General features: G+C 56.9%; 18 protein-coding genes. 5 read left to right on the plus strand and 13 right to left on the minus strand.

The window, feature by feature from the left end; genetic code table 11:
• The first annotated feature begins 27 nt into the window (after positions 1-27).
• Positions 28-2,871: a phosphoenolpyruvate carboxylase gene (ppc, locus tag Thiowin_RS12965; protein WP_408034079.1), complete on the plus strand. Its 2,844-nt coding sequence runs from the start codon at positions 28-30 to the stop codon at positions 2,869-2,871.
• Here the strand turns inward: ppc and Thiowin_RS12970 are convergent.
• On the minus strand, positions 2,868-3,980 hold the full coding sequence (locus tag Thiowin_RS12970; RefSeq protein ID WP_328983427.1) for a phosphoglycerate mutase: 1,113 nt from the start codon (positions 3,978-3,980) through the stop codon (positions 2,868-2,870). The genes ppc and Thiowin_RS12970 overlap by 4 nt on opposite strands.
• 32 nt (positions 3,981-4,012) lie before the next feature.
• On the minus strand, positions 4,013-4,381 hold the full coding sequence (locus Thiowin_RS12975) for an EF-hand domain-containing protein (RefSeq protein WP_328983428.1): 369 nt from the start codon (positions 4,379-4,381) through the stop codon (positions 4,013-4,015).
• A 287-nt stretch (positions 4,382-4,668) separates the two neighbouring features.
• Between Thiowin_RS12975 and phoU the strand changes: the two genes are divergently transcribed.
• Complete coding sequence (gene phoU / locus Thiowin_RS12980; protein ID WP_328983429.1) at positions 4,669-5,340, plus strand: phosphate signaling complex protein PhoU; 672 nt, start codon at positions 4,669-4,671, stop codon at positions 5,338-5,340.
• A gap of 267 nt (positions 5,341-5,607) precedes the next feature.
• Here the strand turns inward: phoU and Thiowin_RS12985 are convergent, their stop codons facing one another.
• Together Thiowin_RS12985 and Thiowin_RS12990 are read right to left on the minus strand one after the other, a co-directional pair.
• On the minus strand, positions 5,608-6,558 hold the full coding sequence (locus Thiowin_RS12985) for an Rpn family recombination-promoting nuclease/putative transposase (protein ID WP_328983430.1): 951 nt from the start codon (positions 6,556-6,558) through the stop codon (positions 5,608-5,610).
• Positions 6,559-6,652: 94 nt separating this feature from the next.
• Entirely contained in the window at positions 6,653-6,958 is a 306-nt protein-coding gene (locus Thiowin_RS12990; RefSeq protein ID WP_328983431.1) for a hypothetical protein, read from the minus strand.
• Between the two features lie 140 nt (positions 6,959-7,098).
• Between Thiowin_RS12990 and Thiowin_RS12995 the strand changes: the two genes are divergently transcribed.
• Complete coding sequence (locus tag Thiowin_RS12995) at positions 7,099-7,296, plus strand: hypothetical protein (protein ID WP_328983432.1); 198 nt, start codon at positions 7,099-7,101, stop codon at positions 7,294-7,296.
• Between the two features lie 15 nt (positions 7,297-7,311).
• Entirely contained in the window at positions 7,312-7,740 is a 429-nt protein-coding gene (locus tag Thiowin_RS13000) for a group II intron maturase-specific domain-containing protein (protein WP_328983433.1), read from the plus strand.
• A 177-nt stretch (positions 7,741-7,917) separates the two neighbouring features.
• Here Thiowin_RS13000 and Thiowin_RS13005 read toward each other — a convergent pair whose 3' ends face one another.
• The 9 genes from Thiowin_RS13005 to Thiowin_RS13040 all read right to left on the minus strand — a co-directional run bounded on the left by Thiowin_RS13005 (position 7,918) and on the right by Thiowin_RS13040 (position 13,537).
• A complete protein-coding gene (locus Thiowin_RS13005; RefSeq protein WP_328983434.1) occupies positions 7,918-8,199 on the minus strand; it encodes a type II toxin-antitoxin system RelE/ParE family toxin in 282 nt (93 codons plus the stop codon).
• Positions 8,196-8,411: a hypothetical protein gene (locus Thiowin_RS13010; RefSeq protein WP_328983435.1), complete on the minus strand. Its 216-nt coding sequence runs from the start codon at positions 8,409-8,411 to the stop codon at positions 8,196-8,198. Before Thiowin_RS13010 ends, Thiowin_RS13005 begins: the two co-directional genes overlap by 4 nt.
• A gap of 206 nt (positions 8,412-8,617) precedes the next feature.
• Positions 8,618-8,926, minus strand: a complete 309-nt coding sequence (locus tag Thiowin_RS13015; RefSeq protein WP_328983436.1) for a type II toxin-antitoxin system RelE/ParE family toxin — start codon at positions 8,924-8,926, stop codon at positions 8,618-8,620.
• Between the two features lie 3 nt (positions 8,927-8,929).
• Complete coding sequence (locus Thiowin_RS25320) at positions 8,930-9,133, minus strand: addiction module protein (RefSeq protein WP_408034080.1); 204 nt, start codon at positions 9,131-9,133, stop codon at positions 8,930-8,932.
• Between the two features lie 137 nt (positions 9,134-9,270).
• A complete protein-coding gene (locus Thiowin_RS13020; protein ID WP_328983437.1) occupies positions 9,271-9,714 on the minus strand; it encodes a hypothetical protein in 444 nt (147 codons plus the stop codon).
• Positions 9,715-9,883: 169 nt separating this feature from the next.
• On the minus strand, positions 9,884-10,024 hold the full coding sequence (locus Thiowin_RS13025; RefSeq protein WP_328983438.1) for a DUF2283 domain-containing protein: 141 nt from the start codon (positions 10,022-10,024) through the stop codon (positions 9,884-9,886).
• A gap of 688 nt (positions 10,025-10,712) precedes the next feature.
• Complete coding sequence (locus tag Thiowin_RS13030) at positions 10,713-11,888, minus strand: IS66 family transposase (protein WP_328983439.1); 1,176 nt, start codon at positions 11,886-11,888, stop codon at positions 10,713-10,715.
• A 12-nt stretch (positions 11,889-11,900) separates the two neighbouring features.
• Positions 11,901-12,854 carry an IS1595 family transposase gene (locus tag Thiowin_RS13035; RefSeq protein ID WP_328983440.1) on the minus strand — a complete coding sequence of 318 codons (954 nt, stop codon included), beginning with the start codon at positions 12,852-12,854 and terminating at the stop codon, positions 11,901-11,903.
• Between the two features lie 92 nt (positions 12,855-12,946).
• The gene (locus Thiowin_RS13040) at positions 12,947-13,537 is read right to left on the minus strand and encodes a hypothetical protein (protein ID WP_328983441.1); all 591 of its coding nucleotides are present in this window, start codon (positions 13,535-13,537) and stop codon (positions 12,947-12,949) included.
• A 182-nt stretch (positions 13,538-13,719) separates the two neighbouring features.
• On the opposite strand from Thiowin_RS13040, the gene Thiowin_RS13045 reads away from it, so the two are divergent.
• A complete protein-coding gene (locus Thiowin_RS13045; RefSeq protein WP_328983442.1) occupies positions 13,720-14,799 on the plus strand; it encodes a Druantia anti-phage system protein DruA in 1,080 nt (359 codons plus the stop codon).
• Positions 14,800-14,802 lie beyond the last annotated feature (3 nt).

Below are 14,802 nucleotides of genomic sequence, written 5' to 3' on the forward strand. Positions count from 1 at the left end.
AAAGTTCAGACCGAAAGGAGCATTGCCTTGACGCTGCCTGAACTCAGGACGCACCCCGAGCCTGCGCCCGAAATAACATCAACGACGCCGACCGAGGCCGTCCTCGGCGTCGACCGCGACATTGAACTCTTCGCCAGCCTGCTCGGCGAGGTGCTGCGCGAGCACAGCCGCAAGCGGGTGCTGGTGATCGTCGAGCGCCTGCGCGAGGGTTTCCTGGCGTTGCGAGCCGAGGATGATCCCAAGCTGCGCGGCAAGCTGATGAAGCGCATCGACGGGCTCGACCCGCAGACGCTCTCCGAGGTCATCCGCGCCTATACCATTTATTTTAGCCTGCTCAACATCGCCGAGGAGGTCAATGGCTATCTGCAACGCCGCTCCCTGGTGAGTGCCGGCGGTCGGTTGTGGCCAGGGTCATTCGACCACAGCCTGCGCCAATTTGCCGAGGACGGCATCAGCGCCGGGCAGCTGCAAAGCCTGCTTGAGCATCTGGCCTATAGTCCCGTCTTCACCGCACACCCGACCGAGGCCAAACGCCGCACCACGCTTGAGATCCAGCGACGGATTTTTCTGCTCGCGCTCGATTTGCATCGCCAGAGACTCAACCAGGAAGAGCAGCAGGATCTGTTGGGGCAGATTCTGAACGAAATTCAAATTCTGTGGAAAACAGACGAGGTGCGGGTACACAAGCCCAAGGTGACGGACGAAGTGCGGCAGGGATTGTATTTCTTCCGCGAATCGCTCTTTGGCACCGTGCCCCAAGTCTACCGCAATCTCGAGCGTGCTGCCCGCCGCGTCTACGGCGCCGACTCCGAGGTGCGGGTGCCAAGTTTCATGCGCTTCGGCTCCTGGATAGGCGGCGACCGTGATGGCAACCCTTTCGTGCGTCCGGAAACCACGGAACTTGCCGTGCGCATGCACTGCGAACTGGCACTGACCGAATACATTGCCCGCGTCACCGATCTAAGCCGGCGCCTGAGCCATTCCAGCGCCCTGAGCGAACCCTCGCCGCGTTTTCTTGACAGCCTGGACGATGACGAAGACTACTGGCTTGACACCATGAGCCAAAGTCAACGTCGCTATGTACATGAGCCCTATCGACGCAAACTGGTGATCGTCGGCCATCGGTTGGAGGCGGATCTCAAGCGGGTACGCGCACGCATTCATGGCGAGGAGATAGACCTGCCCGAGGGCTACACCGATGCGCGCGCATTCCTAAGTGATCTTTACCTCATTCGCGATTCCCTGATCAGCCAGGGCGATGCCAATGCCGCCGAGGGGCGGCTGAAGGATCTGATCCGGCTGGTGGAGACCTTCGGCTTCCACCTGATGCAGCTCGACATCCGCCAGGAGTCCAACCGACATACCCAGGCGGTCATGGAACTGTTCGCCCGTCAGCCGGGCGCACCCCTGTATGAAGCCTTCAGCGAAGAACAGAAACTCATCGCACTCGGCGAGGCCATCGCCCATCCCCATCCTTTCGTCATTGACAAGGGCACCCTGACCGCCGAGACGCGCGAGACACTGGAGGTGTTTGAAGTGGTCGCGCGCATGCGCGCCGAGGTCGGCCGCGACACCTTCGGCGCCTATGTGATTTCCATGACCCACAGCGCCAGCCATGTGATGGAGGTCATGCTGCTCGCACGCCTGGCCGGCCTGGCTGGCAAGACACCCAACGGCTGGTTCTGCGATCTCATCGTCGCCCCGCTGTTCGAGACCATCGACGATCTCCAGCGCATCGACCGCGTCATGGGCAGGCTCTTTGACGATCCGACCTACAGCGCCCTGCTCAAGGCCTCGGGCAATCTGCAGGAGGTCATGCTTGGCTACTCGGACTCCTGCAAGGACGGTGGCATTCTGTCCTCGGCCTGGCAGCTCTATGAGGCACAGGAAAAAATCATTCACCTGGCCGATGAGCGCGGCATTATGTGCCGGCTGTTCCATGGCCGCGGTGGCACCATCGGTCGCGGCGGCGGCCCAACGCACGAGGCCATACTCTCCCAGCCATCCGATACCGTGCATGGACAGATCAAATTCACCGAGCAGGGCGAGGTGCTCTCCTACCGCTATGCCAATCCTGAAACGGCGCTTTATGAATTGACGGTCGGCATCAGCGGCCTGATCAAAGCCAGCCGCTGCCTGGTCGAGCCCATCCCCGAGGTACGCAAGGATTATCTTGGGATCATGGCCGAGATCGCCGATCATGGCGAGCAATTCTATCGCGATCTCGTAGCCGGCACGCCCGGGTTTCTGGACTACTTCTACGAGGCCACCCCGCTCGATGCCATCGCGCTGCTCAATATCGGCTCGCGGCCATCGCATCGCAAGAAAGCCGACCGCTCGCTTGGCTCCATTCGCGCCATCCCCTGGGTGTTCGGCTGGGCCCAATCACGCCACACCCTTCCGGCTTGGTATGGCATCGGCTCGGCCATCGAGCGCTGGCGTGGCGGCGACCTGGAACGCCTGGCCAAGTTGCAAAAAATGTATCAAGAATGGCCCTTCTTCCGCGCCATGCTGAGCAACACCCAGATGTCCCTGTTCAAGGCCGAGATGCACATTGCGCACGAATACCTGCGCCTGGCCCAGGACCAGCCAGCCGCGGAGGGAATTTTCGCCCGCATTCAAGAAGAATATCAGCGTACCCTCACGCAGGTACTCAACATCGCCGGACTGCATGAACTGATGGAAGAAACGCCCGAACTTCAAACCTCGCTCTATCGCCGCAATGCCTACCTCGACCCGCTCAACCACGTGCAGATTGCGCTGCTTGAGCGCTATCGCGGCGAAGACACCCAAGAAGAGCGCGAACAATGGCTCGACCCGTTGCTGCGTTCCATCAACGCGATTGCGGCAGGGATGCGCAATACCGGCTAGCGCCCATGCACGGCGGCACGGGCTACCGCCAGGCCGCCCGTGCGTCGCCAGCCAAGCCGCTTGCCAAACCAATCACCCAGACGCCCCATCCACCCGACCTTCCGTATCCACCTGGCGCCGCTGCCATCGTGCAAATGCACGGACCATTTCGGGCGCGTTCGCCCCCCTGGCTGGTCCAGCACCCAAGCCAGGACTGGCGCAAGCCGCCGGTCCAGTTGCTGCACAGCCGCCTCCCAGCCTGGCAGATCACCCCGCCGCAGCGCATCGACAAGTTCCAGGTTGATCAGTAATATCCGCCCCTCTGGAATCTTGGCCATCAACTCGGGGAGCGCTCGATCATCCATCGATGCTGTCGGAACCCCGCCAGCGCGCGCCAGCCCCAGCACCAGCGGATCATCGCCAATCACCAACCGGAGATCCGATGCCAACCCAAGCGGCGCATAAGTTCCAGGTCCCGACAGCCAGAGTCCATTGATCGCGGCCCGCCCGGCCTCGGCGCGTGCCTGATTGACCGGCGACTGATGCAGCAGCATCTGCGCCTCGTTCATCAGCGCATTCCAACACCGGGCGTCGCCGCCATCTGGCATCGCATCGGCCAAGGTCGCTCCCCCCATCACCGTGCGCAGCGCTCGCGTGCGCAGCGCGACCGGTCCCGGAGCGCGCAAGTACCAGCGCTCGGGAACAGGCGCGTGCAGCAAAATACCATCGGCGTTGAAATGCACGTTCAACTCGGCAACCAATTGGCAAGCCTCGCCCGGTGAGATCCCCAGCACGCCGCTATCGAACAACCGGAGTTGATCTCGATCCGCACGCAAGTGCACCGGGTCGGCCTGCAGCCAAAAGCCCATGCCATCCCAGTTCGGGTCATCCACGCTCAAGCAATAAGGAGCGGTTGGCCAACTCTTGGCGAAGGCGACATCCAGCCCTAGCGCTGGGATGAGCCCCTTGAAGTCATTGGTCGCGGTTCGCGCGGAGTCTGAAGACTTGCCGACAAGTCGCGCAGTGCCAAGCAGGCGATCAAGCGCTGGCGTTTGCATCCTTGCCGCCAGGGGCAGCACCGGCAGTCCGAAGAGACCGGGGATGAAAAGCTCGATTGTCAGATCAACCACCCGCCCCACCCGGCATGCTTTTTGATCCTCATTCAGGGCCTTGGTTGTCCATGACGCTTGGCCGCACCAGTGGCAAATTCTTTCTCGTCCAACGTCCCATCGCCATTGGTGTCCAGGTCGGCGAAGCTTGGAGCATCGGCCAGCCCCCGCATCTGGTAACCCTGGCTCGAGCGCTCGGCAATGCGCTCGGCGCGAGCCTGCTCGAATTCCTCCTGAGTGATTTGGCCATCACCATCGGCATCGAAATCACTAAAGCTCGGCATCATGCGCCCGGCACCCCGGCCACCTTGCATTCCGCCACCCCCCTGCCCCATCTGGGCCAGCGCCAGGGCCGAGAAACCGAGTAAGAAGGTGATTAGTGTCACTCTCATCAAGGGTTTGGTGAAAGTTGGTCGATGCATGCGAAACATGTTTCTCTCCAAGTTAGTTGTTAAAAAAAGTACAAGTGCTGGCCAGCAGCGCGCGCCGGCACGGACCAAAGGATGGCACGGGCAGGATTGCTTGCCCGGCTGTTGTCTGGGTCTGCCGTCCGTCCTTAAGGCACCCGGAATCCTGACCAGTTCAGTATCAGGTGAATCTCCGGGCAAACAACAGACGTCTGTCAAACATGACAGGGGTCTCTGGGACGCGTTAAAGTGACCAAGTCCGGTCCCCGCAACCTTTTATTATTCCCATACAGCACGTCATTATGACCGAGCCCCATACCCTGAAATTATTCGATAAGGCACTGGATCGGGCAACCGATGATCTGCTCGAGATGGCCGAGTCCGTGAGCGCCATGCTTGAGCGTTGCCTAGACACCTTTCTCGACAAGGATTGCGAGGCTGCGCGGCAGGTCATTCATAGCGATCTGGAGATTGACCGACGGGAGGAAGCGATCCATGCCGAGGTGATGGATATTCTCGCACGCCTACAGCCGGTGGCGTCGGACCTGCGCCTCGTGCTCGCCATCGAGCGAGCCGCGAGCAACCTCGAGCGCGTTGGCGACAAGGCCAAGAATATCGCCAAGCGCTGTCTGGCAATGAAAGGCATATCGCCCACACTGGCGCCTGAGACCATCGATCTGCTGCGCGCGCTCGAGCGCTCCGTCGCCAAAATGCTACGCGATGCCATTGAAGCGCTATCCCGCCGAAGCCAACTCCTGGCCACCGAGGTCGAACAGCGCGACGACACCGCCGACGAACTCTACGACGATTTGTTCCACCACGCCATTACCCAGCTACAACAACGCCCGGAAGATGCCGCGGCGAACATCCACGCGCTTTTCGTCGGTAAGAATCTCGAGCGCGTTGGCGATCACGCGACCAACATCGCGGAAGAAGTGCACTTCATCCTGCGCGGGCGCAATGTCAGCGGCTAAAGCTGGGCGGCTAGCTAGCCGATGTCCACCTCACCCCTCACCAAACGAGGGGTCACTCTCCACCCGCAAGGGAAACTCACTATCTCACCGCGAAGCAAAAGAATCGGACATTGATGATGGTGGAACCCTTCGCCGAAATGACGCTAATGCTGGTGATCGCAGCCGTTGCTGGCGCTGTTGTCGTGTCCGGCCCGGTTTTCCAATCGGTTTTCCAATCGGGTTTCCATTCGTGGCCCGCCCCCCGTTTTCCAAACTGATGCTTGTCTCTCAGTGCTCGTCAAAGACGGCACCGAGCGTCGCGGCATCAAGGATGCGGTCACTCCAGTGCTCAAGTTGCTCTTGCGTGGCGCTTTCTAGACGCGCTTGGCTGGTTTCGTCAAGGGGACCGAAACGTTTGATGAGCTGGCGTTGCAGGATAGCGGCTTGACCTTCACGCCGACCTTCACGCCGGCCTTCACGCCGGCCTTCACGCCGACCTTCGCGGAGTGCAAAGTTGCGCTCAGTCACCGCATCACTCAGTGCACGTTCACGGGCGAGGGCTTTGTAGCGTTCCTCCTCATCGGCACTGATCCGTCTGAGGTCATTCCAGGCTTGCTGAACGGGAGCAGACTCAACGGTATTCATGGTGGCGGTCTCCTTCCAGTGTTTGAAGAATTTAACCCAAGCTTGCAGGTCGTTTTCCTGGCGGTCGGTTAGACCCAGCCGGTCGGCCTTGGGCAGTTCAAGGATGTGCAGAATGAGTTGGTCGCTCAAGCGCACCGCGGGCAAGTCCCGGTCGCGGAACTCAAACCGCCAGTGGGCGCGTTGGCGTTGTGATTTCGTCTCGGTGAAGAGTTCAAAGTCAACCAGGTGGATGCCAATAACAGCCCGCGCCTGGCTGTAATCTTCACCGGCCTTCAGTTGTTGCGCATAGACCTTGGCAAGGTAGAACAGGTTGCGCACGCTCAGGGCGGGATGCAAGCGGATTTGCATTTCAATGTCGTAGAACCGGCCGTGGTCGTCTTCGGCCAGGATATCGAGTGCGATGCTTTTGTCGCCGAGTTCCTCCCCGTCAATGGCGGCGTTGCGGATGATCACGCAGGCAATGGGCGGACCATCGCCAACGCGCACGGCGTTAATGAGCGCGACTAGCAGCTGCGGGGCACGCGTGAACAACCGCTTGAAGACGTAGTCGTTCTTGGGGTCAAGCAGGTCGAGCGAAATCCGGGTGTCGGCCATGGGCGGCATTTCCAGCTAACAGCACTGGTGGTCATCATACCGGCGCGTAACATGCGCTGCATCCAGTGGACTGGTCAAAGCGGCCCGGGTTTGGTCAATTCGTCTGCCCAACCGCCAGTTCGCGTACCTCGCCCTCGCTCAAACCCGTGCAGATGGCAATGGTGGGAATGTCGAACTGCGCTTTTTGCAGCAAGGCCAGCGCGGTTTGACGCCGGGCATGCTGATCGCCTTCTTTGTGCCCCTCCTTGTGCCCATCCTTGTGCGCCTCGTTGAGTAGCGTCACTTCGTCGCTGAGCGCTCGCGCGCGCGATTCGGCCCAGTGGCGCTCCTGTTCATCGGCGCTCATGGCGCGCAGCTTGGCTTGCGCTTTCTGGACCGGGGGATAGGCTAGGTTGTTCATCACGTCGTCCTCGTTCCAGTGCTCGAAGTAGGCAATCCAGGCCTATAGCCGCTCGGGAAGTTGGCCGAGGCGGTCGGCTTTGCGCAGTTCGACAATGGATTGCAGCTCCTGTCATACCACAGAGCAGGTATATATCCCCGATGTTGTCGAATCTCTACCTGCACTTGCTGGATCGTATTTGGGATCGACATCGGCTGAAACAGAAGCTGGGCGCGCACATTGTCCGCTATGCGGATGATTTTGTTGTGCTCTGCAAGCAGGGTGTGGAAGAACCGCTGAAGGTCGTCCGCCACGTCGTGGATCGACTGGGTTTGACGCTCAATGAGACGCCCGATTGAGATCAGGCCCATGTGGTGGATGCCAAGGAATCGGGCTTCAACTTTCTGGGCTTTACGCTCCAGATGAGCCGAGGCGCCAAGACCGGCAAATGGGACCCGAACGTGCGCCCGTCGGACAAAGCTGTGGGAAAAATCATGGCAAAAGTGACGGACTTAACACGACGAGAACTGACCTGTATCCCGCTGGACGATGTGGTGGGGAGTGTCAACCGCAGCCTGAGAGGCTGGGCGGGCTACTTCCATTTCCGCAATTCCAGTCTGGCGATGAGTAAGGTCAGAAACCACGCCGAACAGCGGCTGCGAATCCACTTGCGAAAGCGACATAAGGTCAAGAACTGGAAGGCAGGCCATGCCAAATTCCCGTCTCGCGACCTCTATGACCGCCATGGACTGCACAAGCTCCCTAAGGTGCCCGGCTGGAAGACGGTGCATGCCTTGGTGTGAAGAGCATCGGAAAGCCGTGTGCGGGAAAATCGCATGCACGGTTTGATGAGGGAGGGCTGGGAGTCATCGCCATGCCTCGGCTATAAGGCACCGCCAAAGCTGCGGAAAACAGATGAGCTAAAGCGAGTGATGACAACCTGCCCTCTACTCTACCCATTAATTCTTAGGATGAGTTTGTTAAAAAACTTCATCATGTGAGCCTATTGCTTCCAACAAGATTGCTTCACCTTCATCATGCTTAACAAACTCAAAACTGATTCTTAAATCATAAGCAACACTACAAGGCCATGAGGCTTCAAGATTTCCTTTCAGTTTGTGTGTTTTCAATGATGGATGAAAAGCATCTTCTGCAAGCAATTCCAGTGTTGTTTGAATATCCATTGCTAAATTTGGATTCTTTTTTAATACGCGCTTTGCAGTTCGTACAAATGCACTAGATTTTATCAACAGCCTATTCATGACAAGATTGAGTCCATTATATCCTGTGGTGTTTCAGGAGATAATTTACCTTGTTGGTACTCTTTGCGAGCAGATGATATAAGCGAAGAAATTTCTTGACGGCGATACTCTGCTATCCGATGACGAACAATATCAATTAAAGATTCTTGTTCATCAAGTGATAGATGATCAACCGCTTCCAATAATTCGCCAAATGAAGTTGCTTTAGCCATTTTAAACTCCTTGATGCCTTTTTTTAATGCAGTAATGCAGTTCTTTCTAATACCGATTCACTTTGGACTTCGCCCGCAATGCAGTAATGCCGTTTTTTTCTTTGCCTAACGTCGCAAATCAGGCGACCTAAAAGTGCGCTCGCACCGAAACCTGAAACAAGATGAGAACTCGACGCGCGCTTTTGGGGTCGGCTGCATTTGCCTTGTTAACTTCTTTCTCCAAGTTTTCCTCTGATCCATTTCGGATCACGCCGCATTGGGAGAACCGCAACGACATAAGCACTACGGGCCTTTACTTCATAGTAGATAGCATATGGAAAGCGTTTTGAAAGCATCCGATGAAAGCCCATTGCTTTCGCGTGGATTCCTCCATAAACAACCAAAGACTCCGCATCCGACAGCAAGGTGTCCCAGAAATAATCGCCCAGACCGGGTTGCCTTTCTTCATAGAATAGTCTGCCATTCTCGAGATCGACTGCAGCCTCTTCTAGAATAAAGACATCTGCTATTTCCATCGTCTATTTTTGTCTTTCTTTAACTTCCTGAATCGACAAGAACCTTGCCGACCCTTCATCCATTTTTCGTTTCCTTTCTTCGAGAATATTCCGGTGCCACTCCGGTGACGGCATTTCGGCGACGTCATACAAGAGCGAGTCCCATATCGCTTCCATTGTCCGGATACGCTCAGATACGCTCATTTTCCGTATTGCTGCTGATTTCATTTCTATGCGACCTCTGTGAGAAGCTAACGCCAGCCTAAGCCGCCGCGAGCGAAGCGAGCGGTCGGACTGAAGGCCATCGTTAGGCAATTGATTCCGCGTTGATTCCTTGCCTGGAAAACAATTCAACCCAGGCCCCTTTAATTCCCGTTTAGGACGTCTACGCTGGCTTTTTCAGTTATTGTCGCACTCATAAACATTAGCGAAACACCAATGATTAGTAGCGACCATCCCCATTCTAACTGCACGGATTGCATAGCCATGTCATCAAGCCCTCGAAACGGGTTGCCAGAAAGTTCGTACGACATCTGCTGCTTCGCTTGAGAAATTTTAGTTTGAAAATTTAAAAAGGAGAACAGCATTACTACAACGCTGCCAAAACTAGTAAACCAAAGGCCTTTATACTTATCAATCAATACTAGGATCAAGGCAATGATGGCCAAAATGAGAACAATTACTCCATCGCCGCTGCCATTACGGACATAGTTTATATTGTCCACCATTGGGATTGTTGCAATGGGCGCAAATACTCCTACACAAAGAAAAGTTGAGCCAATTAAACCAGTTAATTTTTTTTGTTGCATGGTATCTCCAGTTTTTTGCATAACGCCACGCTCAGCCGAGCTAGCTGAGCGAGAGCGAAACCGGCTTCGGCTGGGGCAACTCGTTAGGCAATTTTCTTTGTTAATAAATCATGATCTAATTCAAGCGTGTAAGACAAGATAGTGTTCATGTTGATTTTTTTCGATGCTTCTAATATTTCGATACCTGCAAGTTTACCCCAGCAGCTGTATCAATATTTACTCCCTCTGCAATTTCGATAACTCCATCTGACTCATCATCACCAAGCTTTAAATATAGCGCATTAACTAATTCATCATAGTGAACGTTCATCTGTTTTGCCTTTCTTCAGCGGATAATTTGTAATCACAGTGATCGTGACGCCTTGGACAGTCACAACTGTTTTTATTGGATACCTGAACCCAGTTACATTATTGATAATTTCATGTCCACCTTCAGATAAATCAATATCCGACAGAATCTCACGAATAACGTGTTCAGGGATTTTATAGAGCTTTGCTCTTCTCCTCGCATGTCGTGAAAATTCAATAACTATTTGCTTTATTAATTAGTAAGCTTTTTGCCTAACTTCAGCCTCAGCCGCCGCGAGCGGTCGGACTGGAGGCCATCGTTAGGCGATTGATTTAGTGCGTGGAAAACAATTCCATCCGGACCCCTTTAATCTTTAAAATCAGTATCGGTCATTACCACCGCCCGTGGAGCGCCACTGAAAAATGCCTTTCATCTCAAAAGCGACAGCGGTTTCTGGATCAACTTGTTATCCAGAAACCGCTGTCGCTTTTGATATCATATATTTTGGAATTTTTCAGTGACATTCATTAGGACGGTCATTATCATGTTACGTTTGATGTCGCATTACACTTTATGAATCCAACGCCAGCCTCAGCCGCCGCGAGCGTAGCGAGCAGTCGGACTGGAGGCCATCGTTAGCTCCCCAATGCGCGGGAGCAACCACACAAAAACAGTAACTTAAGTCAAGTTACTGTAACTTCTCAATCTCTCATGGCACCGCGCCGCCTGTCGCCGCGGCACGCTCGCGAATGATGTCAGGCAACGGCGGGATGTTGTGATGCCCTCCAATGCGATCACCGAGGTAGTCCCAGAAGGAAATGCCGAGCTTGCGGCAAGTCTGTTTCAAGCTGGCAAAGCCGTCGCGACAGCGTTTGCCGAGTTCGCTGCGCGTCCCGCCGCTGATCTTGCGCCACTTCACATAGCCACGGATGTCACCCTCGGAGCCGTTGGTATGCAGCACGATCTCCGGGCGTTTTAGAACCAGCAGCAGTTTCTGCTTGTGACGGTGCAGGCGTTTGAGCGTCTGATTGAGGGTGGCAAAGGAGGTCTGCTCAGTGAAGATCGTCTCAAAGCGCGCCTCAAGGACCGGGATTAACGCGGGATCGGGATCACGCTGATAGGCCTTAAGGTCGGCATACAGATCCCAGATCTGCCCGCGCACCCGCGCTTGGTCCAGACGATGTTGGTCATTGAGCGGGATGAGCTTATGCACCAGCCGCTCGGCATGCACCCAGCACAGCGCATGGAGCAGGATGGCGAATTGCCCGGCTCCGTCACTGACGATCACCAAATCCAGGGAGAAGCCCTTGTCGATCAATCCGCCAAGCAAGGCGCCCTCGGTGGCGATGCGCCGATGGCGCTCGCGGGTGATCCCCAAGGCGTCGAGATGCGCTTCCCAGGCCGTGGTGCCGGTGATGGTCATCTGGGGATATGCTTGCAAGCGGCGCAATGGCTCTTTGGGCAGATGCTCCTCGCTCAAGTAGGTCAGGGCATGAGGGGTGAGCGCGTAGGTGATGCCCCCGGCATGCAGCAGCTGGAGGAAGTTAATGCGACTCTTGCTACCGGTGCTGGCAAACCACGCGAACCAGTCATTGCCGATCTGGGTGACATAGCCGTTGTGGCCTTGATGGCGCGCGCCGGAATCGTCCACCGTGATGTAGCGGCTAACTTCCAAGCCCGTGGTCAGCAGTTGGTCCTTCTCCGCGAAGAAGTCCTCATTGCCACCGCTGAGCAGGGCGTCGACCTGGCCCACGGAGATGTCGATGCCCCATTCCCGCAGCTGCTCGTGCAGCAGGGGCTGGGTGACATGGCAGTGGTGATATTGATAGAGCATGTAGCGACGCAGCTCGGCGCCGAAGTGCTTGCCGTTGAGACTGGTGGGCAATTCCCCACCTGATTAGTGAGCTTCCTCAGCACCCCGAAGCCACAGCTCAGATCGTGCTCCGATTGTGGCCGCTGCGACGAGCAAGCGGTTGTGAATGGTATCGAGATGGAACCGGCGATTAAACCGGTAAGCGAAGGTGGCCAAGTAACGGCTGGCGTATTTGCTGAAATCAAAGGCATGATAGGCCCCACCAAAGCTGGTCTTGAGATTGCCCAGAATGGTATTGATCCAATTGAATTCCGGAAGATCCTTGGGTTTGAGACCGCCAACCACGATAGCATTGTGCAGACAGCCGGCGTCGGTGACACCGTTAAAGCACGCCAACCCATCGGAGGTGACCAGACAGCCAGGGCTCAGGTTGCTCGCCGCCCACTCGCTAATGGCCTTGCGGGTAAACCCCGGTACCGGCGTCATTTTCGCGTACTGCGGATGCCCCTCTGGCGTCAGCGACACCGCCGCGACGAAGGGCACCTTGTTCTCCGAGCCGCGCCCGGCCTTACCGCCCGTCAACTCCCCGCCAAGGTAGACATCATCGACTTGAACATCCCCCGCAAGGGTATAGGCGCTGTCGCGTTCGCTCCGTGCCTGCATGAGCTTGTGCTGGATCAGCCAGGCGGTACGATAACTGACACCGACTTGGCGCTTCAGGGCCAAGGCGGACAGTCCGGTCTTGGCCTGGCTGATCAAATAGATCGCCAGAAACCAAACCGTCAGCGCCAGATGGGTGCTTTGAAACAGGGTGCCGGCGATCAGCGAGGTTTGCTTGCGACAGGCCTGGCATTGAAAGAGTTTGTGGGTGCCGCCTCGGAGAATATAGGCGTTCGCATGGCCGCACTCAGGGCAGCGGAACCCCTCGGGCCAGCGCGCCTGCTCCAGCGCACGCTGGCACTGCGCTTCGGTGCCGAATTGCGCGAGAAAGCTCGGCAGTGACAGCCCGGGTTGGAATTGAACGCGATTGATCGGCATGCGCTTGGTCCTGCAATGAGAGAAGGTAACTCAGTGTGCGCCTTTTTTCAGACTGGCGTCGAGAAACTGGTTTAGCTGAGGAAGCTCACTAATCAGGATTCCCCAAGCAGATATTCACCCTCAGGGGTCTGCCACACTTCCAAGCGATAGCAGGTGTTGTGCGCTTGGATGCGCAGGTCTTGGACGACGAAGTCGCGATAGCCCTTGAAGCGTGAGTCTTCGGGAACCGCAACCGATGGCGCGACGGCGAGTGTCTCGTGAATCGGCAGTTGCTCGGTTTTGTTGCGCTTGGAGGAGCCGGGACGCTTGGGCGGTGGGCGCTCATCGCCGCCTTCTTCACCATCGCCGCTTGCTTGGGTATCGCTGCTTGCTTGCGTATCGCTGCTTGCTTGGGTATCGCCGCTGGCTTGACCATCGCTGTTCGCTCCACCGTCTCGGTCTCCGTCTTCAGCGTCAGTATCGGTATCATCGCCGGTCTTGGTCCCTTGTTCCATTCCGCTGGGCTTGAACTTGGGCTTGGTCTTTTGTCCTTTCAGCACCGCGATTTCATCGCGCAATTGCTGAATTTTCTCCGCTTGTCGATGCGTCTGCTCAAGCAGTCGTTCGATCTGTGCCAACAACTGTTCCACCAGCGGCGTGCGCTCGGATGCAGCAACCCTCGGAAGTGGATCGTTACCAGGCATGGGACGGAATGAATGGCTCGTTGTGGCGGTTTCTTGTCAAGGATTCAACCTTATCTTGCAGGGCGAAACCGTGCTAGCCCTAATTGACAAGCCGTAGAAGTATTTACCCTCGATTCTGGACATTTCCGTCCGACTCGTTCAAACTGCCTGCCTATGTTGATTGACGAGGCAGCCCCCTGAACTTGCACGACATCACCCTGCGTGCGGTCGCCCCAGATGAAGAGGCGCGCTTCAAAGCATTGCTCGAGGCGTATCACTACCTGGGCGCGGCGGCAAAAATCGGTCACACCCTCTGGTATGTCGCCATCTGGCGGGATCAGTGGTTGGCGTTGCTGGTGCTGAGCGCCGCGGCCTGGAAGTGCGCGGCGCGCGATCAGTGGATCGGCTGGGATCGCCGCTACCAGTTCGACCGCCTGCATCTGATCGCCAACAACGCCCGCTTTCTCATTCTGCCCCAGTGGCATGTGCCCAATCTCGCCTCCAAGGTGCTGTCGCTGTGCGAGCGCCAGGTCAGCACTGATTGGCAGACCCGCTTCGGTTATCCGCTGTGGTTGCTGGAAACCTTCGTCGATCCGCGCCGCTTTACCGGCACCTGCTATCGCGCGGCCAACTGGCTGGAGGTCGGGCAGACGCGCGGGTACCGACGCACGCGCGCCGGCTACAGCCAGCAGCCCGATGGCGCCAAGCGGGTGTTTGTCCGCCCCTTGATCGGGCAGGTCCAAGCACGCTTGTCCGACCCAAGACTCGATTCCCAGTATCGCTATGGAGCCCCAAAACTCATGATCTCCGCACAACAGATGCGTTCGCTTCCTGCGTTCTTTGCCGATGTCCCTGATCCGCGTCGCGGCCAAGGCCGGCGTCATCCCTTGCCGGTGGTTCTTGCGATCTCCGCTGCGGCGGTGCTGTGCGGGGCGCGTGGTTATAAGGCCATCGCCGCTTGGGCGAAGGATCTCAGCCAGGCGGCCCGGGCGCGCTTTGGTTGCCGTTATCGCAACGGTCGCTATGAGGTGCCCAGCCGCACGCGCATCCGCGATGTCCTCACCCGGGTCGATCCCGACGCCCTTGATGGGGCGCTGCAGGGCTGGAATGCGCAGATGGGCGCCGAGGACGAGGGCCTGGCCATTGATGGCAAGACGATGTGCAATGCCATCGATGCCGAGGGTCGCCAAACCCACATCCTCGGTGTCGTTGGACATGACTCCAAGGTCTGTCACACCCAAAAAAAGTCGGTGCTTTGCCTGTCAATGGCAGTGATGAACTGAAGC

The sequence above is a fragment of the Thiorhodovibrio winogradskyi genome (assembly GCF_036208045.1).
Lineage (GTDB): Bacteria > Pseudomonadota > Gammaproteobacteria > Chromatiales > Chromatiaceae > Thiorhodovibrio > Thiorhodovibrio winogradskyi.

Bases quoted from the DNA above. Each gene is read 5' to 3' on its own strand.
- Thiowin_RS13020 (WP_328983437.1), bottom strand. From the start codon at position 9,714: ATGCAACAAAAAAAATTAACTGGTTTAATTGGCTCAACTTTTCTTTGT.
- Thiowin_RS12995 (WP_328983432.1), top strand. From the start codon at position 7,099: ATGTTGTCGAATCTCTACCTGCACTTGCTGGATCGTATTTGGGATCGA.
- Thiowin_RS13010 (WP_328983435.1), bottom strand. From the start codon at position 8,411: ATGGCTAAAGCAACTTCATTTGGCGAATTATTGGAAGCGGTTGATCAT.
- Thiowin_RS13040 (WP_328983441.1), bottom strand. From the start codon at position 13,537: ATGCCTGGTAACGATCCACTTCCGAGGGTTGCTGCATCCGAGCGCACG.
- Thiowin_RS13015 (WP_328983436.1), bottom strand. From the start codon at position 8,926: ATGGAAATAGCAGATGTCTTTATTCTAGAAGAGGCTGCAGTCGATCTC.
- Thiowin_RS13025 (WP_328983438.1), bottom strand. From the start codon at position 10,024: ATGAACGTTCACTATGATGAATTAGTTAATGCGCTATATTTAAAGCTT.
- Thiowin_RS25320 (WP_408034080.1), bottom strand. From the start codon at position 9,133: ATGAAATCAGCAGCAATACGGAAAATGAGCGTATCTGAGCGTATCCGG.
- Thiowin_RS12985 (WP_328983430.1), bottom strand. From the start codon at position 6,558: ATGGCCGACACCCGGATTTCGCTCGACCTGCTTGACCCCAAGAACGAC.
- phoU (WP_328983429.1), top strand. From the start codon at position 4,669: ATGACCGAGCCCCATACCCTGAAATTATTCGATAAGGCACTGGATCGG.
- Thiowin_RS12975 (WP_328983428.1), bottom strand. From the start codon at position 4,381: ATGCATCGACCAACTTTCACCAAACCCTTGATGAGAGTGACACTAATC.
- Thiowin_RS13035 (WP_328983440.1), bottom strand. From the start codon at position 12,854: ATGCCGATCAATCGCGTTCAATTCCAACCCGGGCTGTCACTGCCGAGC.
- Thiowin_RS13005 (WP_328983434.1), bottom strand. From the start codon at position 8,199: ATGAATAGGCTGTTGATAAAATCTAGTGCATTTGTACGAACTGCAAAG.
- Thiowin_RS12990 (WP_328983431.1), bottom strand. From the start codon at position 6,958: ATGAACAACCTAGCCTATCCCCCGGTCCAGAAAGCGCAAGCCAAGCTG.